This window comes from Amycolatopsis japonica, assembly GCF_000732925.1.
In the GTDB taxonomy this organism is placed as follows: domain Bacteria; phylum Actinomycetota; class Actinomycetes; order Mycobacteriales; family Pseudonocardiaceae; genus Amycolatopsis; species Amycolatopsis japonica.
The window spans coordinates 2,974,082-2,998,857 of the sequence record NZ_CP008953.1 but is presented as its reverse complement, the minus strand read 5'-3'; the positions used below and the strand labels follow the sequence as shown (position 1 = coordinate 2,998,857).

26 protein-coding genes are annotated in these 24,776 nt (G+C 69.1%); 8 read left to right on the top strand and 18 right to left on the bottom strand.

Annotation, left to right across the window (positions count from 1 at the left end; all coding sequences use genetic code 11):
* Positions 1–184 precede the first annotated feature (184 nt).
* From der to AJAP_RS14255, 4 genes are all read right to left on the bottom strand, one after another.
* Entirely contained in the window at positions 185–1,654 is a 1,470-nt protein-coding gene (der, locus tag AJAP_RS14270) for a ribosome biogenesis GTPase Der (RefSeq protein WP_038511586.1), read from the bottom strand.
* A gap of 3 nt (positions 1,655–1,657) precedes the next feature.
* Positions 1,658–2,332, bottom strand: a complete 675-nt coding sequence (locus AJAP_RS14265) for a lysophospholipid acyltransferase family protein (RefSeq protein ID WP_038511584.1) — start codon at positions 2,330–2,332, stop codon at positions 1,658–1,660.
* Entirely contained in the window at positions 2,329–3,033 is a 705-nt protein-coding gene (cmk, locus tag AJAP_RS14260) for a (d)CMP kinase (protein ID WP_038511581.1), read from the bottom strand. The genes AJAP_RS14265 and cmk overlap by 4 nt, the downstream gene beginning before the upstream one ends.
* A gap of 92 nt (positions 3,034–3,125) precedes the next feature.
* Positions 3,126–3,704, bottom strand: coding sequence for a TetR/AcrR family transcriptional regulator (locus tag AJAP_RS14255; protein WP_038511579.1), 579 nt, complete (start codon positions 3,702–3,704; stop codon positions 3,126–3,128).
* Between the two features lie 92 nt (positions 3,705–3,796).
* On the opposite strand from AJAP_RS14255, the gene AJAP_RS14250 reads away from it, so the two are divergent.
* The 3 genes from AJAP_RS14250 to AJAP_RS14240 are packed head-to-tail and all read left to right on the top strand — an operon-like array spanning position 3,797 to position 5,890.
* Positions 3,797–4,189, top strand: a complete 393-nt coding sequence (locus AJAP_RS14250) for a DUF4267 domain-containing protein (RefSeq protein WP_038511577.1) — start codon at positions 3,797–3,799, stop codon at positions 4,187–4,189.
* A gap of 15 nt (positions 4,190–4,204) precedes the next feature.
* A complete protein-coding gene (locus tag AJAP_RS14245) occupies positions 4,205–4,687 on the top strand; it encodes a cation:proton antiporter regulatory subunit (protein ID WP_037348145.1) in 483 nt (160 codons plus the stop codon).
* Positions 4,688–4,693: 6 nt separating this feature from the next.
* Positions 4,694–5,890 carry a cation:proton antiporter gene (locus AJAP_RS14240; RefSeq protein ID WP_037348144.1) on the top strand — a complete coding sequence of 399 codons (1,197 nt, stop codon included), beginning with the start codon at positions 4,694–4,696 and terminating at the stop codon, positions 5,888–5,890.
* Between the two features lie 75 nt (positions 5,891–5,965).
* Here AJAP_RS14240 and AJAP_RS14235 read toward each other — a convergent pair whose 3' ends face one another.
* A complete protein-coding gene (locus AJAP_RS14235) occupies positions 5,966–6,595 on the bottom strand; it encodes a TetR/AcrR family transcriptional regulator (RefSeq protein ID WP_038511574.1) in 630 nt (209 codons plus the stop codon).
* A 69-nt stretch (positions 6,596–6,664) separates the two neighbouring features.
* Between AJAP_RS14235 and AJAP_RS14230 the strand changes: the two genes are divergently transcribed.
* Positions 6,665–7,498: a class I SAM-dependent methyltransferase gene (locus AJAP_RS14230; protein WP_038511573.1), complete on the top strand. Its 834-nt coding sequence runs from the start codon at positions 6,665–6,667 to the stop codon at positions 7,496–7,498.
* A gap of 60 nt (positions 7,499–7,558) precedes the next feature.
* On the opposite strand, the gene AJAP_RS14225 is transcribed toward AJAP_RS14230, so the two are convergent.
* The 7 genes from AJAP_RS14225 to xerD form a co-directional block, all read right to left on the bottom strand.
* Positions 7,559–9,427, bottom strand: a complete 1,869-nt coding sequence (locus tag AJAP_RS14225; RefSeq protein ID WP_038511572.1) for a Xaa-Pro dipeptidyl-peptidase — start codon at positions 9,425–9,427, stop codon at positions 7,559–7,561.
* Positions 9,428–9,520: 93 nt separating this feature from the next.
* Positions 9,521–10,273 carry a pseudouridine synthase gene (locus tag AJAP_RS14220; protein WP_005153474.1) on the bottom strand — a complete coding sequence of 251 codons (753 nt, stop codon included), beginning with the start codon at positions 10,271–10,273 and terminating at the stop codon, positions 9,521–9,523.
* Positions 10,263–10,931 (bottom strand): SMC-Scp complex subunit ScpB, encoded by a 669-nt coding sequence (gene scpB / locus AJAP_RS14215; RefSeq protein WP_038511567.1) that lies wholly within the window; start codon positions 10,929–10,931, stop codon positions 10,263–10,265. The genes AJAP_RS14220 and scpB overlap by 11 nt, the downstream gene beginning before the upstream one ends.
* Positions 10,928–11,863 carry a segregation and condensation protein A gene (locus AJAP_RS14210; protein ID WP_038511564.1) on the bottom strand — a complete coding sequence of 312 codons (936 nt, stop codon included), beginning with the start codon at positions 11,861–11,863 and terminating at the stop codon, positions 10,928–10,930. Before AJAP_RS14210 ends, scpB begins: the two co-directional genes overlap by 4 nt.
* The gene (locus tag AJAP_RS14205) at positions 11,863–12,288 is read right to left on the bottom strand and encodes a hypothetical protein (RefSeq protein ID WP_038511562.1); all 426 of its coding nucleotides are present in this window, start codon (positions 12,286–12,288) and stop codon (positions 11,863–11,865) included. Before AJAP_RS14205 ends, AJAP_RS14210 begins: the two co-directional genes overlap by 1 nt.
* Positions 12,285–13,310 carry a ParA family protein gene (locus tag AJAP_RS14200; protein ID WP_038511561.1) on the bottom strand — a complete coding sequence of 342 codons (1,026 nt, stop codon included), beginning with the start codon at positions 13,308–13,310 and terminating at the stop codon, positions 12,285–12,287. The genes AJAP_RS14205 and AJAP_RS14200 overlap by 4 nt, the downstream gene beginning before the upstream one ends.
* A 92-nt stretch (positions 13,311–13,402) precedes the next feature.
* Positions 13,403–14,305, bottom strand: a complete 903-nt coding sequence (gene xerD / locus AJAP_RS14195) for a site-specific tyrosine recombinase XerD (RefSeq protein ID WP_038511558.1) — start codon at positions 14,303–14,305, stop codon at positions 13,403–13,405.
* A 119-nt stretch (positions 14,306–14,424) separates the two neighbouring features.
* Here xerD and AJAP_RS14190 point away from each other — a divergent pair, with 119 nt between their 5' ends.
* The gene (locus AJAP_RS14190; protein ID WP_038511555.1) at positions 14,425–14,910 is read left to right on the top strand and encodes a DUF1707 domain-containing protein; all 486 of its coding nucleotides are present in this window, start codon (positions 14,425–14,427) and stop codon (positions 14,908–14,910) included.
* A gap of 78 nt (positions 14,911–14,988) precedes the next feature.
* On the opposite strand, the gene AJAP_RS14185 is transcribed toward AJAP_RS14190, so the two are convergent.
* On the bottom strand, positions 14,989–15,615 hold the full coding sequence (locus AJAP_RS14185) for an NUDIX domain-containing protein (RefSeq protein WP_037348129.1): 627 nt from the start codon (positions 15,613–15,615) through the stop codon (positions 14,989–14,991).
* Positions 15,612–17,312 (bottom strand): CTP synthase, encoded by a 1,701-nt coding sequence (locus tag AJAP_RS14180; RefSeq protein WP_073844436.1) that lies wholly within the window; start codon positions 17,310–17,312, stop codon positions 15,612–15,614. The genes AJAP_RS14185 and AJAP_RS14180 overlap by 4 nt, the downstream gene beginning before the upstream one ends.
* 88 nt (positions 17,313–17,400) lie before the next feature.
* On the opposite strand from AJAP_RS14180, the gene aroA reads away from it, so the two are divergent.
* On the top strand, positions 17,401–18,687 hold the full coding sequence (gene aroA / locus AJAP_RS14175; protein WP_037348127.1) for a 3-phosphoshikimate 1-carboxyvinyltransferase: 1,287 nt from the start codon (positions 17,401–17,403) through the stop codon (positions 18,685–18,687).
* Here aroA and AJAP_RS14170 read toward each other — a convergent pair.
* Positions 18,684–19,619: an aminoglycoside phosphotransferase/kinase family protein gene (locus AJAP_RS14170; RefSeq protein ID WP_038511548.1), complete on the bottom strand. Its 936-nt coding sequence runs from the start codon at positions 19,617–19,619 to the stop codon at positions 18,684–18,686. The two genes, aroA and AJAP_RS14170, sit on opposite strands and share 4 nt — an antisense overlap.
* Before the next feature lie 24 nt (positions 19,620–19,643).
* Positions 19,644–20,321: a GntR family transcriptional regulator gene (locus tag AJAP_RS14165; RefSeq protein ID WP_038511546.1), complete on the bottom strand. Its 678-nt coding sequence runs from the start codon at positions 20,319–20,321 to the stop codon at positions 19,644–19,646.
* A 147-nt stretch (positions 20,322–20,468) separates the two neighbouring features.
* Between AJAP_RS14165 and AJAP_RS14160 the strand changes: the two genes are divergently transcribed.
* Together AJAP_RS14160 and AJAP_RS14155 are read left to right on the top strand one after the other, a co-directional pair.
* Entirely contained in the window at positions 20,469–21,911 is a 1,443-nt protein-coding gene (locus AJAP_RS14160) for an NCS1 family nucleobase:cation symporter-1 (RefSeq protein WP_038511544.1), read from the top strand.
* A complete protein-coding gene (locus AJAP_RS14155) occupies positions 21,911–22,621 on the top strand; it encodes an aspartate/glutamate racemase family protein (RefSeq protein ID WP_037348121.1) in 711 nt (236 codons plus the stop codon). Before AJAP_RS14160 ends, AJAP_RS14155 begins: the two co-directional genes overlap by 1 nt.
* 19 nt (positions 22,622–22,640) lie before the next feature.
* Here the strand turns inward: AJAP_RS14155 and AJAP_RS14150 are convergent, their stop codons facing one another.
* Entirely contained in the window at positions 22,641–23,588 is a 948-nt protein-coding gene (locus tag AJAP_RS14150) for a copper transporter (protein ID WP_037348119.1), read from the bottom strand.
* The gene (gene steA, locus AJAP_RS14145; protein WP_038511541.1) at positions 23,585–24,766 is read right to left on the bottom strand and encodes a putative cytokinetic ring protein SteA; all 1,182 of its coding nucleotides are present in this window, start codon (positions 24,764–24,766) and stop codon (positions 23,585–23,587) included. Before steA ends, AJAP_RS14150 begins: the two co-directional genes overlap by 4 nt.
* Between the last annotated feature and the right edge of the window lie 10 nt (positions 24,767–24,776).

Sequence of the window (24,776 nt, the reverse complement as noted above, 5' to 3'; positions counted from 1 at the left end):
AGTGCGTCATTCGGGCTCGCTCTCCGAATGAGGCGCCCGCTAGCAGACCATCGACTTTACCGCAGGTGAACGACATATCTCGGGAGGGTCTCGGCAGAGTGTCGAAACTCACCGGTGGACACGCCGAAACCCGAGGTCATCGGCGTGTCCACCCAGTGAAATAGTCACCTACATCGTGAGAAAATCAGCGAGTCTTCGGTTTCCCTGCCGCTTTTCCGCCGGCCTTCGGCCTTTGCTTCTTTTCCCGCACCCGGACATTCACCCGGACGGGTGTGCCTTCGAAACCGAACCGCTCACGGAACTTCCGTTCGATGAACCGCCGGTATCCCGCCTCGAGGAAGCCGGTGGTGAACAGGACCAGCGTCGGCGGCCGGATACCCGCCTGGGTCGCGAACAGCACCTTCGGCTGCTTGCCGCCTCGCACGGGCGGCGGGGTCGCGGCGATGAGGTCGGCCAGCCAGCCGTTCAGCTGACCGGTGGGCACCCGCTGGTCCCAGGACTTCAACGCGGTCCGCAGCGCGGGCGCGAGCTTGCGCACCGACCGGCCGGTGAGGGCGGAGATGTTGACCTTGTCCGCCCACGGCACCCGCACCAGGCCGCGGTCCAGCTCACGGACCATGGCGTGACGGCGGTCCTCGTCGACGAGGTCCCACTTGTTGAAGGCGAGCACGCAGGCCCGGCCGGCCTCGACGACCATGGTCAGCACCCGCAGGTCCTGCTCCGAAAGCGGCTCGGCCGCGTCCAGCAGCACGATCGCGACCTCGGCCGCGTCGATCGCGGTCTTGGTCCGCAGCGACGCGTAGTACTCGGCGCCGTTGGCCGAGTTGACCCGCTTGCGCAGACCGGCGGTGTCGACGAACCGCCAGGTCTCACCGTCCAACTCGACCAGCGAGTCGACCGGGTCGACGGTGGTGCCGGCGACCGAGTCCACGACGGACCGCTCTTCGCCGGAGAGCTTGTTCAGCAGGCTGGACTTGCCCACGTTCGGCTTGCCGACCAGCGCGACGCGGCGCGGGCCGGTGGTAGCACGGTCGCCGTCACGCGGCATCGACGGCAGTGCCTTGACGATGGCGTCGAGCAAGTCGCCCGAGCTGCGCCCGTGCAGCGCGCTGACCGGGTACGGCTCGCCGAGGCCGAGCGACCACAGCGACGCGGTGTCGGCGAGCAGGCGGTCGTCGTCGACCTTGTTGGCGGCGAGCAGCACCGGCTTCTTCGAGCGGCGCAGCACCTTGGAGACGGCCTCGTCGGTCGCCGTCGCGCCGACGCTGGCGTCGATGACCAGCAGCACCGCGTCGGCGGTGGCCATCGCCATCTCGGCCTGCGCGGCGACGGAGGCCTGCAGTCCGGTCGCGTCCGGCTCCCAGCCGCCCGTGTCCACCAGCGTGAACCGGCGGCCCGCCCAGAACGCGTCGTAGGCGACGCGGTCCCTGGTCACGCCGGGGACGTCCTGCACGACCGCCTCTCGACGGCCGAGGATGCGGTTGACCAGGGTCGACTTGCCGACGTTCGGCCTGCCGACGACGGCGAGGACCGGCTGCGCGAGCTGCGCCTCCTCCTCGGCCTCGCCCGCGGCGATCTGCGCGTCGAGCGCGGTGAATTCGGACTCGTCGGACCAGGAGCCGTCGATCTCGCCGACTCCGTCAAGCTCTGTCATCAGTTACTTCACATTCTGTCGCGTGTCTTGGAGCCCGTGCTCCAAGCGCCATTCGTCCAGCGCCTTCACGAGGTCCGCGAGCGCGATGCGAAGCCGCTCGGTTCCCTCCTCCAGCCCTGTCCTTCCCTTCCCGATCTCGGGAGTGAAAGGTTCGCCGACCATGATGTCGACGCGTGGCCGCCAACGCCGTTTGGCGCCGGCGGGTTTGTACGTCCCCCGAGTGGCGACCGGAACCACGGTCGCGTTCCCGGCGCGGACCAGGAAGGCCACGCCGCGCTCGAAGTTTTCGGCGTCACCGAGGCCGCGGGTGCCTTCGGGAAAGATCCCGACCGCGCCACCGTCCTCGAGCACCTTGACCGCCGCCATCAGCGGTTTGCGGTCCACCGCGCCCCGTTTCACCGGGATCTGGCCCAGTTTCGGGAAGAACCAGCCGACGAAGCCCTTGAAGAGCTCCGCCTTGACCAGGAACGCCGTGCGCCGCGACAACATTCCGAACAGCAGCGCCGGTTCCGTCATCGAACTGTGGTTCGCCATGAACACCACCGGCCCGGAGGTCGGTATCCGCTCGGCACCGTGCACCCGGACCCGGAACGCGGGCCGGACGAGGAACTTCGAGATCCCCCGGCCGAAGGTGTGGAACGGGTCGCTCGCGCCTTCGGGAAGTCCCTTCGCGCTCACGTCGTCGCCTCAGCGGGGCAGCCTTCGAGAAGACCGCGGTGCAGCGCGAGTTCCGCCAGCGCCACGATCACCTGGTCGATGTTGAGCGCCGAAGTGTCCACCTCGACGGCGTCGTCGGCCGCACGCAACGGCGAAGCCGCCCGCGTGGAGTCGAGGCGGTCGCGCCGTTCCACCGCCGCTTTGGCGACATCCACCGTGGACTCGCGACCGGCGGCGGAATCCTGGGCGCTGCGGCGTGCGGCGCGGACTTCGGCCGACGCGGTGAGGAAGATCTTGAGCGGGGCGTCCGGCGAGACGACGGTGCCGATGTCGCGGCCTTCGACCACGATGCCGCCGACCCGGCCGAGCACCTCGGCGATGATCTCGCGCTGCCGGGCGACCAGCAGTTCGCGGACGGCGGGGACGGCCGAAACCGGCGACACCGCGGTGGTGACGTCCGCGCCGCGGATCTCGGCGGCGACGTCTTCACCCGCCAGGGTCACGGTCGCTTCGTCCGGGCTGGTCCCGATGCCGAATTCGGCCTTCCGGGCGACGTCGGCGATCGCGTCCGCGTCGGTCAGGTCGGTCCCGGCGCGCAGGACGGCGAGGGTGACCATGCGGTACATCGCGCCGGTGTCGAGGTAACCGGCGCCGAGCTTCGTCGCGAGCTTCCGCGAAACCGTGGATTTCCCGGTTCCGGACGGGCCGTCCATCGCGACCACACCACGCAGGGCTCCCGCCACCGAAACACTCCTCAGCTCATCCGTCGCTCATCTGATCGACGTTCATTCTGCCTGGTGGTACGCGACACGCCTCAGCCGCCCACGGCGAACCGGTCGACGAGCATGCGGATCCGTTCCGCGCGCGCGTCCGCCGGGAGCCGCCTGCTGCGTTCGAGGGTGACCAGGCCGTGCAGGGCGGCCCAGAAGGTCTCGGTGTAGAGGGCGGGGTCGTCTCCACCGGCGACCGGGCCCACGACTTCGAGCAAGGCGCCGAACGCGTCCTTCAACGGCTCCGGACTGTCCGGGCTGGCGAAGCTCAGTTCACTGGCGAGGGTGAAGATCGCGTCGTAGAGCGCCGGTTTGCGGTCGGCGAAGTCGAAGTAGTTGTCGGCCAGCCGCAGCAGAGCGGCTCGCGCACCTTCCTCCGCCACGGCCCCCTTCCGCATGTGGACGGCCATTTCGGTGCACCCTTCGAGCGCCGCGGCCGCCATGATCGCCCCCTTGCCGGAGAAATGGCTGTAGAGCACGGGCTGGCTGTACTCGATCTTCGCCGCCAGCCGCCGGGTGGTGACCGCGTCCCAGCCCTCTTCCTCGGCGATTTCGCGGGCGGTCGTGACGATCAGCTGTTCGCGTTGCGAGCGATCCCGCTCGCGCCGGGGATTCGTGACCATACGGACATGCTAGCACCGCTAGACAAGCTAGCAGTGCTAGCGCTAGTGTCGGCATCGTTCCTAGCACTGCTAGCTTTTTGGAGTCGGAGACCATGACCCGCATCAAGATCGCCTACATCCTGTCCGCCGCCCTCGTGCTCTTCGTCCTCTACTTCGGGAGTGGTTACGTGTTCTTCCCGGCGACCCAGACGGGTGGCTTCGGGCTGCCGGTGATGCCGTCCGAGGGCGATCCGATCCTCGCGGTCAAGGGCGTCCGGGACATCGGCACGGCGCTCGTGGTGCTCGCGCTGATCCTGTTCCGGAACGCCCGCGCGCTGGGCTGGGCGATGCTCGCGCTGGCGTTCATCCCGTTCGGCGACATGCTGATCGTGTTGACCCACAACGGTTCCGTGGGTGCCGCGCTCGGCATCCACGGCGCGACGTGCGCCCTCATGGTCGTGATCTCGGCATTGTTCCTGATCCGTCCCGCGCAAAACGGACAGTGAGTTACTGTTGTTCACGTGAACGTCGAAGTGACCCCGCTCCCCGGAATAGGCGTCCGCAAGGACTTCGCCACCCGCAACGGCCGCCGTGTCGGGGTGGTGACCCATCGCGATGGACACGTCGAGCTGATCGTGTCCAAAACGGACGATCCCGACGCCTGCCTGGCGTCGCTTCCGCTCACCACCGACGAGGCGGGCGCGCTGGCGAACCTGCTCGGCGCACCCCAGCTGGTCGCCCAGCTCACCGAAGAGCACCGGGACCTGCCCGGTATCAACACCAAGCAGCTGCCGATCAAGTCGTCGTCGCCGTTCGACGGGCGGACGCTGGGCGACACCGCCATGCGCACGCGGACGAGCGTCTCGGTGGTCGCGGTGATGCGGGCCGGTCAGGTCCACCCCTCCCCCAACCCGGACTTCAACCTCACCGCGGGCGACGTGCTCGTCGCGGTCGGCACCTCCGAGGGTCTCGAGGCCGCCGTCAAGATCTTGAAGTACGGCTGATCGCGGATGGATCACACCGCACTGTCCTTGATCGAACTCGGGGCGGTCTTCTTCGGGCTGGGCGCGTTGGGACGCCTCGCCGGGAAGATCGGGATGTCCCCGATCCCGCTGTACCTGATCGGTGGCCTGTGCTTCGGGCAGGGCGGGCTGATCCCGCTCGGCGACATCGGCGACTTCACCCATCTCGCCAGCGAGATCGGTGTCGTCCTGCTGCTGCTCCTGCTGGGCCTGGAGTACTCGGCGGCCGAGCTGTTCACCGGGCTGAAACGCTCGTGGGTGGCGGGCCTCGTGGACATCGTGCTCAACGCCGCGCCGGGGGCGATCGTCGCGCTCATCCTCGGCTGGGGGCCGATCGGCGCGATCGTGATGGCAGGCGTCACCTACATCTCGTCGTCCGGGATCATCGCGAAGGTACTCGGCGATCTCGGGCGGCTCGGTAACCGGGAAACCCCGGTGGTGCTGTCGATCCTGGTGTTCGAGGACCTGGTGATGGCGCTGTACCTGCCGATCCTCACCGCGGTGCTCGGCGGGGTCAGCTTCCTCGGCGGGATGAAGGCCGTCGGGATCTCCCTGATGGTCATCACCGTGGTCCTGGTGATCGCGCTGAAGTTCGGCCGGTACGTCTCCGCGGCGGTGGACAGCCCGGATCGCGAGGTGTTCCTCCTCAAGGTCCTCGGCGCGGCGCTGCTGGTCGCCGGTGTCGCTTCGGCGATGCAGGTTTCGGCCGCGGTCGGCGCGTTCCTGCTCGGCATCGCGATCTCGGGTTCGACGGCGGAGAACGCGACGCACATGCTCGAACCGCTGCGGGACCTGTTCGCCGCCGTGTTCTTCGTGGTGTTCGGCCTCAACACCAACCCCGCTTCGATCCCGCCCGTGCTCGGCTGGGCGGTGGTGCTGGCGGTCGCGACCACGCTCACGAAGGTCGGCACCGGCTGGTGGGCCGCGCGGCGGCAGGGCATCGGGAAGATGGGCCGCGCTCGTGCCGGAGCCGCGTTGGTCGCGCGAGGCGAGTTCTCGATCGTCATCGCCGGGCTGGCGGTGGCGGCGGGCGCGGTGACCGGCGAACTCGCCGCCCTCGCGACGGCGTACGTACTCCTGATGGCGATCCTCGGCCCGACGGCCGCGCGGATCGTCGAACCGGTCGCCCGCGCTCTGCAGCGGAAGCCCTTCGGGTCGAAGAGCCCGGCCTCCCAAACCGGCTGACCCCGCCCCCGCACGCGCCATGAAAGGTCCTTTCCTTGCAAATTTCGCGAGGAAAGGACCTTTCCTTGCATTCGGCTAGCCGCGATCGAGCAACTGCGCGGCCAGCGTCTCCTTCACCCAGCGCTCCCACGCGGCCGGCGGCCAAGCGCGGTCACGGGTGAGGATCAGGAACATCTCCGGGCTGAGGAGCGCGTAGAGGATGTCCGCCGCCCTGTCGACGTCGAGACCGGTGACCGCGCCCGGTTTCCCCATCAGCGCCTTCGCCGCCGCCGCGTGCACGGCGTGGCGCGGATCCTCCTGATCCGGCCACAGTTCCCGCAGTTCGGGGTGCGCCGCCGTCGCGGCCGAGACCATGTCGGTGACGGCGGCGACGCGTTCGAGCACGGCCCGGCTGCCGGTGACGAGCGCGGCCAGCGCCTCGCGCGCGTCCGGCGCGTCCGTCACCCGCGCGAACCACGGCCGCTCCATCGTCGCCAGTGGACCGTCGTCGCCGGCGATCGCGACGTCGACCAGTTCCTTCAGCAGCGTCTGCTTGTTGCGGAACGTGAAGTAAATCGTTTGGACCGCCACGCCCGCCCGGTCCGCGACCTGCTGAAGCGTGGTCGCGCCATAGCCGTCGGCGAGGAAGAGCTCCGTGGCGGCCGTGATGATCCGCCGCCGGGTTTCCGCCGCCCGCCGGGATCGGGCGCCCTTGACACCACTCATGACTGGAGTCTATCTCTAGAGTCAATCACTAGAGTTCAACTCTAGTAACGATGCGAATGGGGTGCCGCCATGACGGCAATCGTCAATCAGCAACAGGCCGAAGCGTGGAACGGCTGGGAGGGCAAGCTCTGGGCGGATCGCCCGGATCGCTACAACGGGATGATGGCGGCCTTCGACGCGCCGCTCTTCGAGGCGGCGGACATCCGCGACGGTCACGCCGTCCTGGACGTGGGCTGCGGCGCCGGGCTCACCACCCGGATCGCCGCGAAGAAGGCCGGAAGCGGGAACGCGCTGGGCATCGACCTTTCGGCGCCACAGCTGGAAAGGGCTCGCTTCGACGCGGCGGCCGAAGGGATCACCAACATCGCGTTCGAACGGGGAGACGCGCAGGTGCACCCGTTCGACGGGCCCGGTTTCGACGTCGTCATCAGCCGAGGCGGCGTGATGTTCTTCGCCGACCTGGTCGCGGCGTTCACGCATCTCCGCGAAGCGATGGCGCCGGCCGGGCGGCTGGCCTTCGTGGGACCGCGGTCAGGCGACGTCGACAGCGCGTACGCCCGGGCGACGGCGGCGCTCGCGCCCTACCTCCGCGAGCCCTCCCCCGCCGCACGCGGGATGGGTTCGCTGCTGACGCCCGAACGGATCACCGAAGTGCTCACGGCGGCGGGCTTCCGTGACATCGGGATCAGTCCGGTGGACGCGGACATGGGCTTCGGGGCGGACGCCGTCGACGCGACGGACTTCCTCTTCTCGATGGCCCCGATCCAGCACAACCTGCGGAACGTGGACGCGGCCTCCATCGCCGGACTTCGTGACCAGGTCCGCGACGCACTCGGCGAGTTCGAGACCCCGCAGGGCGTGCGGATCCCCGGCGGCGTCTGGCTCGTGACCGCCGCCCGCTGACGCTAGGAACGGTCCTTTCCTTGCGAAATTTGCCAGGAAAGGACCGTTCCTAGCGTTCGCCTAGCCGCGCTCAAGCCCCGAAACGGTGGCGGGAGCGATCTGCGCCGGAGCCACCGGGAGCGCCGCCGGCACCGCCGACGGACCCGCGCCCGCGACGGGCAGCGCCAGCGAGGTCTTGCCCAGATCCACCGTGATCTTCGGGTACTGCGCCGGTCCCGAGATGAACGAGCCGTCCGTCCCGCCGATGATCAGCGCGAGCTGATGTCCCTGCGGGACGACGTGATCCGTGCTCGCCAGCCGGAACGTCATCGTGTACGGCTGCCCCGGCGTCAGCGGCGACTCCTGGCTCAGCGAACCGTGGTTGGCCAGATCCGCCCAGCCGCGGCTGATGATGTTCAGCCCCACGGAAACCGCGTCGGTGCTCGTGTTCAGGTAGCACGCGTCGTTGCCCGAAGCGCTCGAACCCCAGCACGACTGGGTCAGCTCGTTCTTGATGCCTTCCTTCGGTCCGGTGTAGTTCCGGATGGTCGCCGGGCCGTAGTCCACCAAGATCGCCGAAAGACGCGCAGTGGACGTCGACGGCGTCGCGGTCACAGTCACCTTCGCCGTTCCGGACACGTGAAGGTCCTTCGCCAGCGCGCCGGTGCTGAACAGCACTCGCCCGTTCGAAGTCTCCGTCGGCCTCGCGGCCCAGCTGTTCGAAGACTGACCGGAGGAGTCCGTGAACGACACCGTGCCCGTGCCAGGAGAGCTGCCGAGCGTGCCGACACCCGGAGTGGTTCCGGACGCGGGGCGCAGAGTGACGGCGCTGCCCGCGGGCCACGCCGGCTGGTCCACCCAGACATCGGGCTCGCGTTCCACACTCGCACCCGGGGTCTTCTCGATGCCGTTGTCCACACCGAGCAGGTAGTGGTCGAACCACTTGTGCAACGTGTCGACCCAAGCCGAGCGCCGGTAGTCGAACGGGTCGACGTGACCGGCCTGCGTCAGCCAGATCTTGCGCTCGACGTTCAGCGCTTCCCACCACTGCCCGAAGTTGATGGTCTTGACGTTGAGGTCGCCGAGACCGTGCGAAGCGAGCACGCTCGCCTTCACCTTCGAGGCGCTCTGCACGTAGTCCCGGTCGAGCCAGAACGCGTTGTAGTCGCCGTTCGAAGTCGCGCCCGCGGTGAGTTTGCGGTTGGCCGCGCTGCAGTTCTGTCCGCCGTTGCGCTGCGAAACGGTCTGCGCGAGCCCCGCCGGGCTGCCCTGGCGCAGGTTCGCGCCGTCGGAACGGTAGTAGTCGTACCAGGAACTGATCGCGCCGATCGGCACGATGGTCTTGAGCCCCTCGACACCGGTCGCGGCGACGCCGTTGGCCACCGTGCCGTCGTAGGACTTCCCGATCATGCCGACCGCACCCGTCGACCACGTCGCGTTCGTCCTCGCCGGACCGGTCGCCGTCGTGTAGCCGTTCGCCCGGCCGTTCAGCCAGTCGACCACCTTGCGCGCCGATTCGATGTCCGACGGCCCGCCGATGTCGGTGCACCCGCGGGATTTGTTGGTACCGGCCAGATCCACCAGGACCACGGCGTACCCGCGGGGGACGAAGAAGTTGTCGTAGTAGAGCGGGAACCCGACCGGCCTGCCCGCCGAATCGTAGGTCTTGAGCTCGCTCTCGTTGCCGCGTCCGCAGCACGAGTAGTACGGGCTCGCGTCCATGATGACCGGAACCTTCTTGCCCTGCGCCGCCGGTTCCTTCGGGCGGATGATGTCGGCGGCGACCCGGTCCGAACGGCCGTCGCCGTCCCCGTCGAGCCCGATGTCCACCCAGGCCGTCTCGCGGACGGCCTGGGCGAAGTCGTAGACCGGTTCGCTGCCCCGCGGTTTCGCCGCGGACTGCGGTGCCGCGACCACGGCCGCGGCCACCGCCAAGATCCCTGCCAGCACAACTGTTTTCACGGTTGAGCCCTTCCCCGTCGGCTGAAAGCCCGTCAGGGAGAGCTAAACGCGGAGATCAGTTGTGCAGTAGAGCGGAAAGTCTTAGAGATCGACCGCGCGGTAAAGCGAACCGACCTCGCCGCGGTTCAGCCGCCGGATCGAACCCGACCGCTGGGCCCCGAGCTGGACGTCGCCGAGCGCGGTCCGGACCAGTTTGCGCACCGGGTGCCCGGTGGCCGCCATCAGCCGCCGCACGATGTGCTTGCGTCCCTCGTGGATGACCAGCTCGATCTGGGTGCGCCCGGCCAGCATGTCCTTCACGCGGAACTGGTCGACCTTGACGATGCCGTCCGGCAGCTCGAAACCCGCGCGCAGTTCCTTGCCGAGTCCGCGCGGGACGATGCCCTCGACCTCGGCGAAGTAGGTCTTCAGCACGCGGAACGACGGGTGCATCAGCCGGTGCCCGAGATCGCCGTCGTTGGTGAGGAGCAGCAGGCCTTCGGTGTTCTCGTCGAGCCTGCCGACGTGCACGATGCCGGGCGTCTCCTCGTACCGGCCACGCAGGTAGTCGCCGACGCACGGACGGCCGCGGTCGTCGCTCATCGTGCTGTGCACGCCCTTGGGCTTGTTCAGCAGGAGGTAGACGAGGTCCTCGCGGACCTGGACGCGGGTGCCGTCGACGTGGATCACGGAGTTGTCCGGATCGACCCGGCGGCCGAGTTCGGTGACCACCTTGCCGTCCACGCTCACGCGACCGCGCACGATCAGGTCCTCGGCCGCGCGCCGCGAGGCCACGCCCGCCTGCGAAAGGACCTTCTGCAGCCGAATGCCGTCGGGATGCGGGTCAGATGTCATCGATGGTGTCCACTTCGGGTAGCAACGGAGCGATGGGCGGAAGGTCGGCCAGGGACGACAGGCCCAGTCGCTCCAGGAACAGCTCGGTCGTCACGTACAGCGTGCCAGTGGTTTCGGGGTCGGTCCCCATCTCCTCGATCAGGCCGCGCGCCAGCAGCGTCCTGATCACCCCGTCCACGTTCACCCCTCGGACGGCGGCGACCCTGGCCCTGGTCACCGGCTGCCGATAGGCGATCACGGCGAGGCTCTCCAGTGCGGCTCGCGTCAGCTTGGAACGCTGGCCGTCGAGCAGAAGCTTCTCCACGAACGGGGCATAGACGTCCCTAGTGTAGAACCGCCACCCTTCGCCGACTCGGCGCAGGTCGATTCCGCTGGTCCGCTCGGTGAACTTCTGCGCCATCGTGCGCAGCGCCACGGTCACCCGCGACACCGGCTGCGCGACCGTCTCGGCGAGCGATTCCTCGCTGATCGGCGAGTCGACGACCAGGAGCAACGCCTCCAGCGCCGCTTCGAGCGCCTCGTCCGAGGTGACGTCGGGATAGTCGCCGTCGCCGGCCGCGACGAGACCTTCGTCGGCGGGCGGCTCCGCTTCGGCGGCAGGAGTCTCCGCCTGGACGTCTTCGGTCGTTTCTGTCTCTTCGGTGTTCTCCGGGGTCACCCGTACTCCTCGTCCTCGACGGCGGCGCGGTCCTGTTCGGCCGCCACCGACGCCTCCGCCACGGACCCACCGGTCCAGCGCACGTGCAGTTCGGCGAGCGCCTCCAGCTGCTCGAACTGGACCGAGGACTCCCGGTACAGCTCCAGCAGCGCGAGGAACCGCGCCACGATCTCGACGGTGTGCTCGCAGTCCTCGACCAGTTCGCCGAAGGTCGCTTCGCCTCGTTCCGCGAGCTTGAGCCGCAGCAGCGCGGCGTGCTCGCGCACCGAGACCCGGCCCATGTGGATATGCGCGATCGACACCGTCGGCGGCGGCTTCGGTTTGAAGACCGCGACCGCGATCTCGGAGAACTTCCCGACGTCGACGCCGAGCATCACCTCGGGCAGCAGCCCCATGAACCGGTCTTCGAGCGCGACCGACCGCGGATACCGCCGCAGCGCGCCGGCCTCCAGCTCGCCGAACAGCGCCGCGACCTGCTTGTACGCCCGGTACTGCAGCACACGCGCGAACAGCAGGTCCCGTGCTTCGAGCAGGGCGAGGTCGTCTTCGCTCTCCACCTCGGCGGCGGGCAGCAGACGCGCCGCCTTGAGGTCGAGCAGGGTCGCCGCGATGACCAGGAACTCGGTCGTCTCGTCGAGGTTCCACTCCGTGCCGAGCGCACGGGTGTAGGCGATGAAATCGTCCGTGACCCGGTGCAACGCGACTTCGGTGACGTCGAGCTGGTGCTGCGAGATCAGCTGGAGCAGCAGATCGAAGGGGCCCTCGAAGTTCTCCAGGTGCACCTTGAACTTGGACGTGCTCAGCTCTTCACTGGCCAGTCCTTCGGGGACCATCCCGCCGTGCACGGTCTCGTGCACGACGGGGGTCTCGTCTGCCTCTGTCCGCTCGACCGGCTCTGAGCCGCTGGGAGCAGCCGCGGCCGGGTCGTCCATCAGTTCTCGGTCTCTTTCCCGTCCTCGCTGCCCGCCCGCAGGCGTTGGACGAGGACCGAGTCCTCGCCCGCCGCGTCGAAGTCGGCCAGCAGTACGGCCACCGCCTCGCGGACCAGCCTGCCGCGATCGAGCACGAGACCGTGCTTCGCCCGGAGGTTCAGCCTGGCCTGCTCCATCGCCAGCAGTTCGTCGCCGGAGACGTAGACGGTGATCTTCGCGTCGTGCTTGGTCCGCCCGGAACCGCTGCGCGCGGCACGGGTCAGCTGATCCTTGTGCGCGTGCCCAGGCTCGGTCCCGGATCCGTTCCCGTTGCCGTTCCCCTTCGCGGGGGCGGGCTGTTCGGGCGCGGGCGGGAGATCGAGGGCGGGGCTGGAGGTGATCCTGAAGAGTTCGGACGCTCCGGGCAGGGAAGCTCGCCTGCTCACCGAGCGATCACCTCGCGTGCCAGCGCGCGATAAGCCGCCGCGCCCGCCGATTTGGGAGCCCAGGTCGTGATCGGCTCGCCCGCGACCGTCGTCTCGGGGAACCGCACGGTGCGGTTGATCACCGTGTCGAACACGGTGTCGCCGAATGCCTCCACCACTCTCGCCATGACCTCCTTCGAGTGCAGGGTTCTCGGGTCGTACATGGTGGCGAGAATCCCGGTGATGTCCAGTTTGGGGTTGAGGCGTTCCTGCACCTTCTCGATGGTGTCGATCAGGAGCGCTACGCCTCGCAGACTGAAGAACTCGCACTCCAGCGGGATGATCACACCGTCCGCGGCGGTCAGTGCGTTCACCGTCAGCAGGCCTAGCGAGGGCTGGCAGTCGACAAGAACATAGTCGTAGTCGTTCATGACCGGACGAAGGACCCGTAACAAAGTGTGTTCGCGTCCTACCTCTGCGACCAACTGGACCTCGGCCGCGGACAGGTCGATGTTGCTCGGCAGCAGGTCGACGCCGTCCACCCGGGTCTTCCGGATGACGTCGGTGATGCTGACCGAGCGCTCCATGATGACGTTGTAGACCGTCTGGTCCAGCTCGTGCGGCTGAATGCCGAGGCCGACCGAGAGCGCGCCCTGCGGATCGAAGTCGACCAGCAGCACCCGGCGGCCGCATTCGGCCAGCGCCGCGCCGAGGTTGATGGTCGAGGTGGTCTTGCCGACGCCGCCCTTCTGGTTGCACATGGCCATCACCAGTGCGGGGCCGTGCCGGTCCAGCGGCGGCGGGTCGGGGATCTCGCGATACGGACGGCCGGTGGGCCCGATGCCGTCCTTGTCGCGTTCTTGCTGCTTGACGTCTTTGGCTTCTTTGGCGCGCTTGGCCTTGCGGCCGCGGGAAGAGATCGTGTCCTCCGACGGTTCGTCGCCGTCGTGTTCGGCGGGGGTTGCGATGGTCACCTGGCTGAGGCTCGCGGCAGCCGAACCGGCGGACGCGGACGGCTTCGCCGGCTCGTTCGGTGTCGACATAACGCGAAAGCTCCTCTTCGGCAGGATCCTCGGCAGCCTATGCGCGATTCGGGAGTCGAGCCAACGAGGCACGCCGGGACTGACCGGGTCGATTAGCCGAGCGCGCGGGGATGTGCTGTCGCGTAAACCTCGCGGAGCGTGTTGACCGTGACCAGCGTGTACACCTGGGTGGTGGTCACGGAAGCGTGGCCGAGCAGTTCCTGCACGACGCGGACGTCGGCGCCGCCTTCGAGCAGATGCGTGGCGAAGGAATGGCGCAACGTGTGCGGCGAAACGCCCGCCGTGATCCCGGCGGATTCCGCGGTGTCCTTGAGAACCTGCCACGCGCTCTGCCGGGAAAGCCTGGAGCCGCGGGCGTTCAGGAACATCGCCGGCGTCCCCCGGCCATGGGTGGCGAGGGCGGGCCGCGCGCGGACGAGGTACGCGTGCACCGCTTCCAGCGCGGGACGGCCGATCGGCACGATGCGCTGCTTGCCGCCCTTTCCGTCGAGCAGCACGGTCCGTTCGGCGTCGTCGATGTCGTCGACGTCGAGCCCGACGGCCTCGGAGATCCGCGCGCCGGTGGAGTAGAGCAGTTCCAGCAGCGCCCGGTCCCGCAGTGGCCGTTCACCCTCGGGCGGCGGGGTTTCCAGCAGCTTCAGCACGTCGCCGACCGGCAGCGCCTTGGGCAGCCGTTTGGCCGCGGCGGGCGGCCGGACCTCACGGGCCGGGTCGTTCTCGGTGATGCCGTCCGCGTGCGCGAACTTGTGCAGCCCCCGCACCGCGACCAGCGCGCGGGCCGCCGAAGACGCGGCCAGCGGGCGATGCTCTTCGTCGCCCTCGCGCAACGCCGCGCCGAACGAGGTGATGTGCGCGGAGGTGACGTCGGCGAAGCGCTCGACGTCCGCGTCGCCGAGGTACGCGATGTACCGGCGCAGGTCACGGGAGTAGCTGTCGAGGGTGTTCCTCGCGGTTCCGCGCTCGACCACCAGATGGTCGAGGTAAGCGGCGACCACCTGGGCGACTCCGCTACCGCCGGCCCGTGACACACGGACACTCTAGGACCACCCGCGACCCGATCGGGGGTTCGCCGCGCGTACCGCGCCGCGGGTGTGAAACGGGCTACCTTGGGAGCATGTCGCAGCAACCGGACCCGGAGGAGATGCGCGTCGGCACGGCCGAGCGCGAAGAGGCCGCGCGGCTGCTCGGCGACCACTACAGCCAGGGCAGGCTCACCCCGGACGAGTACGAGGGCCGCGTCCTCGCCGCGTACGAGGCCGTGACGCTCGGCGAACTCCGGCCGCTGTTCCAGGACCTGCCCGCGCCGCTCCCGAAGTACCTGGCGCCGCGGTTCGACCCGCCGCCGTTCGTACCCGTGTATCAGCGGCCCGCCGCGGTCTTGCCCTACTCGCCGAAGTCGAAGATCGCCGCCGGGGTGCTGCAGATCGTGCTGCCGTTCGGGATCGGGCGGTTCTACACCGGCCACATCGGTCTCGCCCTCGGCCAGCTGGCGGTCGTGCTGGTCACCTGCGGCATCGGGGTGGTCTGGCCGATGGTCGACGGGATCGTGCTGCTGGCGAACGGCGGCACGGACGCGCAGGGCCGCCGTCTCCGCGACTGACCTCGCTCCCGAATGCAATGAACGGTCCTTTCCTTGCAAAATTTGCAAGGAAAGGACCGTTCCTAGCGCGCGAAGGGCCTAGAGGCCGCGCGAAGCGAACTTCGTCGGCCGGTCCTCCCAAGGAGCGTCCGAAGGCCGCGACGAGGCCGCCCCCGAAAGCACCGCGTGCGCGGCGAGCACGCCACCGACGGTCGCCCCGTTCACCAGCTCACCCGCCAGCGCCATCCGGACCGCCTCGGCGAGCGGGAACTTCCGCATGACGAGGTCGGCCTCCTCCTCGCCGAGCATCTCCCTGTCCACTTCGGACAGTTCGCGGGCGAGGTAGACGCGGACGACCTCGTCGGTGAAGCCGGGCGACGCCGCGACGTCGACCAGAGTCTCCCAGCGCTCGGCGCTGAGCCCGACCTCTTCGACCAGTTCGCGTTTGGCCGCGCCGACGGGGTCCTCCCCCGCCTTGTCGATCAGCCCGGCGGGCAGTTCCCACAGCCGCCGCCCGATCGGGTGGCGGTACTGGTGGATCAGCGTCACCATGCCGTCCGCGTCCAGCGCGACGACGGCGACCGCGCCGAGGTGCTCGACGACCTCACGGCGGGCGGTGCCGCCGCCGGGCATCACGACCTCGTCGACCCGTAGCCCCACGACGCGTCCGATGTGGACGTCCCTTGTGGACGCGACGGTGAACTCGTGCTTGCCGGGCTCGGTCACCGGGCTCCCGTCTGAGCCGTCTCGGGCAGCTCGACCGGCAGCCGCTCGGCGACCTTGCGGTCCACGACGGCCTTCACGAACGCGCTGAACAACGGGTGCGGCCGGGTCGGGCGGCTCTTGAGCTCCGGGTGCGCCTGGGTGCCGACGAAGAACGGGTGCTTGTCGGCGGGCAGCTCCACGAACTCGACCAGGTGGTCGTCGGGCGAGGTACCCGAGAACACCAGACCGGCGTCGGAAAGGCGCTTGCGGTAGGCGTTGTTGACCTCGTAGCGGTGGCGGTGCCGCTCGGAGACCTCGGTGCTGCCGTACGCCTTCGCGACCTGCGAGCCCGGCTTGAGCTTCGCGACGTAGGCGCCCAGACGCATCGTGCCGCCCATGTCGCGCTCACCCGCGACGACGTCGCGCTGGTCGGCCATCGTGGAGATGACCGGGTTCGGGCCGTCCTCGAACTCGGCCGAGTTCGCGTCCTTGATCCCGGCCAGGTTCCGCGCCGCGTCGATCACCATGCACTGCAGGCCGAGGCACAGGCCCAGCAGCGGCAGCCCGTGGGTGCGGGCGTAGGCGATGGCGCCGACCTTGCCCTCGATACCGCGGATGCCGAATCCGCCGGGGATCAGCACACCGTCCACATCGGACAGCGCGGCCGCGGCACCGGCCGGGGTCTCGCAGGAGTCCGACGGGACCCAGGCGATCTGGACCTTGGCGCGGTGGGCGAACCCGCCGGCGCGCAGCGCCTCGGTCACCGACAGGTACGCGTCTGGTAGGTCGATGTACTTGCCGACGACCGCGACCCGCACCGTTTCCGACGGGTTGTGCACGCGGTCGAGCAGGTCGCCCCACACGGTCCAGTCGACGTCGCGGAACGGCAGCCCGAGACGGCGCACCACGTAGGCGTCGAGCGCCTCACGGTGCAGCACCTTCGGGATGTCGTAGATCGACGGCGCGTCGGGGCAGGCGATGACGGCCTCGGTGTCGACGTCGCACATCAGGCCGATCTTGCGCTTGAGGTCCTCCGGCAGCTCCCGGTCGGCGCGGCAGACGAGCGCGTCGGGCTGGATGCCGATGTTGCGCAGCGCGGCGACCGAGTGCTGGGTCGGCTTGGTCTTGAGCTCACCCGACGGGGCGAGGTACGGGACCAGCGAGACGTGGAGGAAGAAGCACTGGTCGCGGCCGACGTCGTGGCGGACCTGACGGCAGGCCTCCAGGAACGGCAGCGACTCGATGTCGCCCACGGTGCCGCCGACCTCGGTGATCACGACGTCCGGGCTGTTCCCGTCCTCGTCGGCGCCCGCCGCGGCGGTGATCCTCGCCTTGATCTCGTCGGTGATGTGCGGGATGACCTGCACGGTGTCGCCGAGATACTCACCGCGGCGCTCCTTGGCGATGACCTCGGAGTACACCTGCCCGGTGGTGACGTTCGCCTTGCCGTCGAGAGCCCGGTCGAGAAAACGCTCGTAGTGCCCGATGTCCAGATCGGTTTCGGCGCCGTCGTCGGTGACGAACACCTCACCGTGCTGGAACGGGTTCATCGTGCCCGGATCGACGTTGAGGTACGGATCCAGCTTCTGCATCGTGACCCGGAGCCCACGTGCGGTAAGGAGCTGACCCAGGCTGGAAGCCGTGAGTCCCTTACCCAGAGAGGAGGCAACGCCTCCGGTGACAAAGACATACTTGGTAGCCCGCGACTGAAGTCCCACGGGCTTCCACCTTATCGCACGCCCGCCGTAGCGCTCATCGGCCACGCCGCAAGCGTCCGATGGAGTGGAAAACCGCTACCCTCGCGGCGTGACAGACGCGCACGACACCTGGACCGCACCGGTCGCGGAAGGCCCGCTCGACGCGGACATCCGCGTCCCCGGTTCGAAGTCGATCACCAACCGGGCCTACGTCCTCGCCGCGCTCGCCAGCGCGCCGACACGGGTGCGGACCCCGCTCGACTCCCGGGACGCGCGCCTCATGCTCGGCGCCATCTACGCCCTCGGCGCCCACTCGCAGGGCAGCATCGGCGGCTACCTCGTGCACCCGCTCGGCCCCGGCCGTGTCCATCCCGACGAGACCGTCCGGGTGGAACTCGGCAACGCGGGCACGGTCGCCCGGTTCACCCCCGCGCTCGCCGCGCTGGGTACCGGCCCGGCACTGTTCGACGGCGACGAGGCCATCCGCCGCCGTCCGATCGGGCCGCTGCTGAAGGCGCTGCGCGACCTCGGCGCCCGTATCGACGACGACCGCCGCGAGGCGCCGCCCTTCACCGTCCACGGCGAAGGCGGTCTGCGGGGCGGCAGGGTCGATCTGGACTCCTCGGCGTCGAGCCAGTTCCTGTCCGCGCTGCTGCTCGCCGGGCCGTCGTTCCAGCAGGGTGTCACCGTGCGCCTCGTGGGCGGCCAGGTGCCGAGCGAACCGCATATCGCGATGACGGTCGAGATGCTGCGCCGGTTCGGGGCCACTGTGGACCGCGAGGGCACCGAGTTCCACGTCGCCCCGACACGGCTCTCCTGCCCCGAGTACATCGTCGAGCCGGACCTCTCGACGGCGGCGCCGTTCGTCGCCGCCGCGATCGCGACCGGCGGCACGGTGCGGATCGCGGGCTGGCCGCAGCGGACGACCCAGCCCGGGGACTGGCTGCGCAGCCTGGCGCCCGTCTTGGGCGCCACCGCCGAACTCGACGCGGGTGGCCTGACGGTCACCGGCGGCGGCACGATCCCCGGCGTCGAACTGGATCTGCACGACGTCGGCGAGCTGACGCCGGTGATCGCGGCGCTGCTGTGCCTCGCCGAAGGGCCGTCGGTCATCTCGGGGGTGGCGCATCTGCGCGGCCACGAGACCGACCGGCTGACCGCGCTCGCCACCGAACTGTCGTCGCTCGGCGCCGACGTCCGCGAAACCGAGGACGGCCTGCGGATCACGCCGGCGCCGCTGCACGGCGGGAAGTTCCATACCTACGACGATCACCGGCTGGTGATGGCGGCCGCGGTGCTCGGGCTGAAGGTCGAGGGCGTCGAGGTGGAGAACCCGGGGACGGTCGGGAAGACCTTCCCCGGATTCGCCGAGGCCTGGACCTCGATGCTCGGCTAAGCGAGCCCGCCGGCGAACGGCGTCGCCCGCCACTGATCGATCATCGGTTTCATGCCGTCGACCAGCATCGGCAGTTCGGGCGCCATCGACAGGCACGCGATCACCTGAAGCAGGCCCAGCGCCTCGAAGGTCCGCAGCACGTCTTCGTCGACCTCGCGCAGACCGAGTTCGACGGCGGCGGCGTTGTAGGCCGCGATGCCTTCGGGTCCGTTGAAGGCGAGGTCGCGTTCGATCGGGCCACGGTTGACCAATTCGAAGTCGGAGTACAGCTCGCCTTCGGTGGTGACGATCAGGTTGTAGCCCGGCGAGTCGCCGTGGACCGGTTGCACGGTGGCGTTCGGGAACGCCTTGGCGAAGGCCTCCTCCGATTCCAGCAGCGGCCGGAAGACCTCCCATTCGCGGCGCGCGCGGTCGAGGTCGGCCGCGTCGAGCAGGTCGGGCCTGCCTTCGAGCTGCGCGAGACCGTCGGGGATGAACGGGTCGAGCCCGTTCAGGAACGCCAGCTCGCCGGGATAGTCGCGGAGCGTCGCGTGCAGTTTCGCGACGAGCTCGGCCGAGTGCTCCACGGCGAGGTTCGCGTCCTCGACGAACTCGATCAGTTCCCAGAAGGTCATCGAGAAACCGTCGCGCTGCACCGGTTCCGCCGGCGCGAGCGGGCTCGGCTTGACGACCGGAAGCCCCTTCTCGCCGAGCCAACCGGCGACGGCGAGCTCACGCCGCTGATCGGTCAGCTGCGTCTCCGGTGTCGTCGTGCGCGGCAGCACGGTCGGCACCCGCACGACGACCGGCGAAGGCGCCAGCCGCACGATGACGGAGAAAACGTCGTACAGGACCTCGGGTTCGGTGACGGTGATACCCAGGTCGCGTCCCGCAGAGACCGCGGCGGCCACCGCCCGCGCGGTGCGGGCGGCCCGTTGTTCGTCGGTGATCATGTCCGCGAGTCTGACATGTCCGATTCAGCCCGCGGAGCGTTCTCCGCCATCCTCGGGGAACAGCGTCTTCAACGTCACTTCGCGGTTGACCCGCACATGCTCGACGGCATGGGCCCGCGCGCGGTCGGCGTCCCCTGAAGCGATCGCGTCGTAGAGGCGGCGGTGCTCGTCGAGCAGTTCGCCCCAGTGCTCGTTCTGGCTGGTCAGCCAGCGCAGCCTGCCCTCGAGCGGGCGGAGGATCTCGTGCAGCAGGCCGTTGCCCGCGAGCGCGACGATCTGGTCGTGGAAGCGGGTGTTGAGCTGGGTGATCCGGGCCGGGTCGCCGCTCTCGGTCGCGCGGGCGGCGTCGGTGAGCAGCCGTTCGAGCGCGCGGAGTTCGGCCTTGCCCGCCCGTTCGGCGGCCAGCCCGGCGGCGAGTCCTTCGAGCGCCTCACGGACGTCGAAGAGCTCCTCGACGTCGGCCTTGGCCAGCTGGCGCACGACGATCCGGCGGGGCGACTGGACGGCGAGGAATCCTTCGGCCTCCAGGCTGCGGATGGCTTCGCGCACCGGCACGCGCGAGACGCCGAGATCCTCGGCGAGTTCGCGTTCGACCAGCCTGTCCCCCGGCTTCAGCCGTCCGGCGAGGATACGTTCACGCAGCTCGTCGCGGACCCGCTGCCGGGTCGCGGCCAGCGGCTGACGCTGTCCTTCCTCGGCCACCTGACCCCCTCTTCAACACTGCCGTAACAGCTCGTAACCCGAGTTTATCGGCAGAAACCTTGACGACGGGCCACCGCGGGGTGATATTTGGGATGCCAAATTTTGGGATACCAAATCGACCGGACTCCCCGTCGATCGGAGGCCCGCATGACCGCCGCCCCAGCAACCCGGTCCGAAGCGCCTACCACCGAGAACGCCGATCCCCGGCTCTGGAACGAAGATCTCGCGCCGGCGAAAGAACGCCGCTGGAAGGTCTACGACATCTTCGCGCTGTGGATGTCGGACGTGCACAACCTCGGCAACTACACCTTCGCCGCGGGCCTGTTCGTCCTCGGGCTTTCGGCGTGGCAGGTGTTCACCGCCCTGCTGACCGGTTTCGTGCTCATCTACTTCGGCATGAACCTGATGGGCCGGATCGGCCAGAAGACGGGCGTCCCCTTCCCCGTCGTCGCCCGCATCAGCTTCGGGACCTTCGGCGCGAACCTGCCCGCGCTGATCCGCGCGATCATCGCGATCTTCTGGTACGGCATCCAGACCTATCTCGCTTCCGTGGCCATCACGCTGCTCGTGCTCGCGATCGATCCGGGACTGAAACCGTTGACAGAGGTCGGTTTCCTCGGCCTGCACGCGCTCGGCTGGATCTGCTTCATCGCGTTGTGGCTCGCGCAGGCGCTCGTGCTCACCCGCGGCATGGAGGCCGTGCGCAAGTTCCAGGACTGGTGCGGTCCGGGTATCTGGGTGGTGATGATCGCGCTCGCCGTGTGGGTGCTGGCCGCGGCCGACTGGAACATCTCCTTGACCAGCAACCCGAAGGCACTGTCCACAGGGGAGCAAGTGCGGCAATGGTTCGGCGCCGTCGGGCTGATCCTGTCCATCTACGGCACCCTGATGCTCAACTTCTGCGACTTCTCCCGGTTCGCCCCGAACCAGAAAACGGTGCGGCGCGGGAACTTCTGGGGCCTGCCGATCAACTCGACGGCGTTCGCGCTGCTGTCGGTGCTGGTGACCGCCGGCAGTCTGCAGGTGTTCGGCGAGGCCATCACCGACCCCGCCGAACTGCTGGCCCGCATCGACAACACGCCCGTGCTGATCATCGGCGCGCTGACCTTCGCGATCGCCACCATGGGCGTGAACATCGTCGCGAACTTCGTCTCCCCCGCCTACGACCTGGCCAACATCTGGCCGAAACGGATCACCTTCACCATCGGCGGGATGATCAGCGCGGTCGCGGCGTTGTGCGTGCTGCCGTGGAAGCTGTACTCCTCGCCCGCGGTGGTCAACTACTTCCTCGGCGGCCTCGGGGCCTTCCTCGGTCCGCTGTTCGGCATCATGATCGTGGACTACTACCTGGTGAAACGCGGCCGGATCGACGTGGACAAACTGTTCGTGGCCGGACCCGATTCGCCGTACCACTACAAACGCGGCTTCAACCCGCGCGCGATGGTCACCTTCCTGCCCACGGCGGCGCTGTCCGCGATCATCGCGCTGGTGCCGTTCTTCGCCCCCGCCGCGCCGTACTCGTGGTTCATCGGCACCGCTTCCGCCGCGGCCCTCTACTTCGCGGTGTCGCGCAAGCAGCGGGTCGCGTGATGCGGATCCTGGTCACCAACTGCAACACCACCGAGGCGATGACCAAGGAGATCGAGGCGGGCGCCCGCGCCGCCGCGAGCCCCGGTACCGAGATCCTGGCCAGAACACCGTTGTGGGGTCCGGAATCCGCCGAGGGCTGGCTGGACAGCTTCCTGAGCGCCGCGGCCGTCCTCGACCTTCTCAACGGGCTGGACGAGCCCTTCGACGCGCTCGTGATGGCCGGTTTCGGCGAGCACGGACGGGAAGGCGCCAGGGAACTGCTCGACGTCCCGGTCGTCGACATCACCGAGGCCGCCGCGCATCTGGCCTGTCTGCTGGGAAGACGCTACGGCGTCGTGACCACATTGGACCGGACGTGCGGGCTCATCGAGGACAGCCTGCACGCCGCGGGCGTCGCGCAGAACTGTGTCGGCGTCCTCGGTGCGGGGCTCGGCGTCCTCGAACTGACCGACGAACGCCGGACGGAATCGGCCTTGCTGACCGCCGGACGGCGCGCTCGCGACGCGGGCGCGGAGGTCCTCGTCCTCGGCTGCGCCGGGATGACCGGCCTCGATCGCCGTATCTCGGCGATGCTGGACATCCCGGTGATCGACGGCGTCGCCGCCGCCGTCCGCCTGGCGGAATCCCTGGTGGCGCTGAACCTCAAGACCAGCCGGGCCGGTTCCTACGCCCGTCCACTCCCGAAAACCCGCCTCTGGCCCCGCATTTAGTCCTCTAAATGCGAGCGGGTCAATTGCCGGCGGCGGCGATCCCGGGGGCGGGAGCCTGGGCGTTGCCCGCGATGCCGTAGCGCCCGGCGCCGCCTTCGAGCTGCTCCCGCAGTGCCATGATCGTGGTGACCCGGCCCGCCGCGGTCTCCGCGTTGTCCACAGTGGACAGGATGGAGGTCGAGGAGGTGTCGGCGCGGACGACGCCGATCGCGCCGGTGCCGTCGGCGGATCCCGCGTCGCCCGCCAGGACGGTGCCCGCACCGGAACGGTCGAGCTGCGCGGCGAACCGCGCGACGGTCGAGGCACGGTCACCGGCGCCGTCGCCGGTGTACTTGGAACCGGTGAGCACGATCGCGAGCTGCGCGGGCTTCACGTCCCCGCCGGTCTTGAGGAAACCGCCGTCGGTGAGCCCGCCGAGCGCGGCCGCCAGCTCCACCGGGGTGGACTGCGGCTGCGCGTTGTCCTTGTTCAGCAACGCCACGGAGCCGATCAGCGCGCCCGCGAGGGTGCCCGGGTCGCCCGCGGTCGGGAACTGGACACCGGCCGGCTGCAGACGCGACACGACGTCACGCAGCTGGTCCGACCGCATCGGGTCGGAGAACGCCTCGGTCAGCTGGATCTCACCGGTGACCGAGGCGCCGGCCTGACCCACGAGCTGCTTGAGCGCGTCGCGGTCCGCGGGCTTCGCGTCCTCGGTGGTCACCAGCACCACCGAACGCTTGTCCAGCTGCCCCGCGACGACCTTCGGCCCCATCGCGCCGGCGAACGCGTCCGCGTCGCCGAGCCTGGCGTTGAGCGAATTGCGCTGTGCCTCCAGATCCGCGACCTGGGAACCCAGATCCTCCTTCTGGCTGGCGAGACCCGAAAGCAGGGAACCGTTCAGCGCCGTCGACCCGAGCACCACGCCGATGGCGAGCGCCAGGAAGCAGGCGGCGATGGAAACGATGTGGTACCGCAGTGAAATCACGTGAAGAGTCCCTTGCCCCAGGCGATGAACGAGTTCCAGGTGTCGCGGATCCAGTCGAGGTACACCGAACCCACATCGGACACCAGCAGCGCGGCCGCGACGGCCACCAAGGTCGCGACGACCAGCAGGACGATGGCGCCGATGGACACCCGGCTGCGGTGCAGGGTCGCGACCGCCTTGCCGTCGACCAGTTTCGTGCCGAGCTTGAGCCTGGTGAGGAACGTCGACGGATTCGACCCGGACCGGCCGTGGTCGAGGAATTCCCGCAGTGTCGCCTGGAATCCGACGGTGACCACCAGGCTCGCCTCGTGCGCGTCGGCCAGCAGCAGCGCCAGATCCTCGGCGTTGCCCGTCGCGGGGAAGGTGACCGCGCCGATTCCGAGGTCCTGGATGCGCTCGACACCGGGCGCGTGCCCGTCCGGCTGCGCCGGGACCACGACCTCGCCACCGCTGCGCAGCGTCTCGGCGCCGATCCCGTGCGGGTCGCCGACGATGACGTCCGGCTGATAACCCTGCGCGCGCAAGGTGTCCGCTCCGGCGTCGACGCCGATCAGCACCGCGTGCTCGGAGATGTACTTCTTCAGCTTCTTGAGGTCTTCGGCGTGCCCGTTGCCGCCCGCGACCACCAGGGCGTGCCGATCCCGCAGCGGGACACGGATCTCCGGGACGCCGACGCCGTCGAGGATGAGGCTGCGTTCCCGGCGGAGGAATTCGATCGTGTTCGCGGAGAACGCCTCGAGCTGGGTGGACATCCCGGCCTTGGCCTCGATCATCTGGTCCGCGACGCTTTCCCGCGTCTGCTGGACACCCGAGCCGAGCTGCCGCTCTCCGATGTAGACGACGCCCTCGTGCAGACGGAGTTTCGTGCCGTCCTTGACCTTGCGCAGCAGTTCGCCGCCGACCGAATCGACCAGCGGGATCCCGGCCTCGAGCAGGATCTCCGGGCCCAGGTTGGGGAACCGGCCGGAGATCGACGGCGAGGCGTTCACCACCGCCGCGACTTCGGCCTCCACCAAGGCATCGGCCGTCGACCGGTCGAGGTCGAGCTGGTCGAGGACGACGATGTCGCCAGGGCTCAGCCGGCGGAGCAGCTCACGCGTACGCCTGTCGACCCTGGCGACGCCGGTGATCCCGGGGAGGGTCTCTTGGTTACGCGAGAGCAAGCCGGTGAGCTTCATGCGACCGATA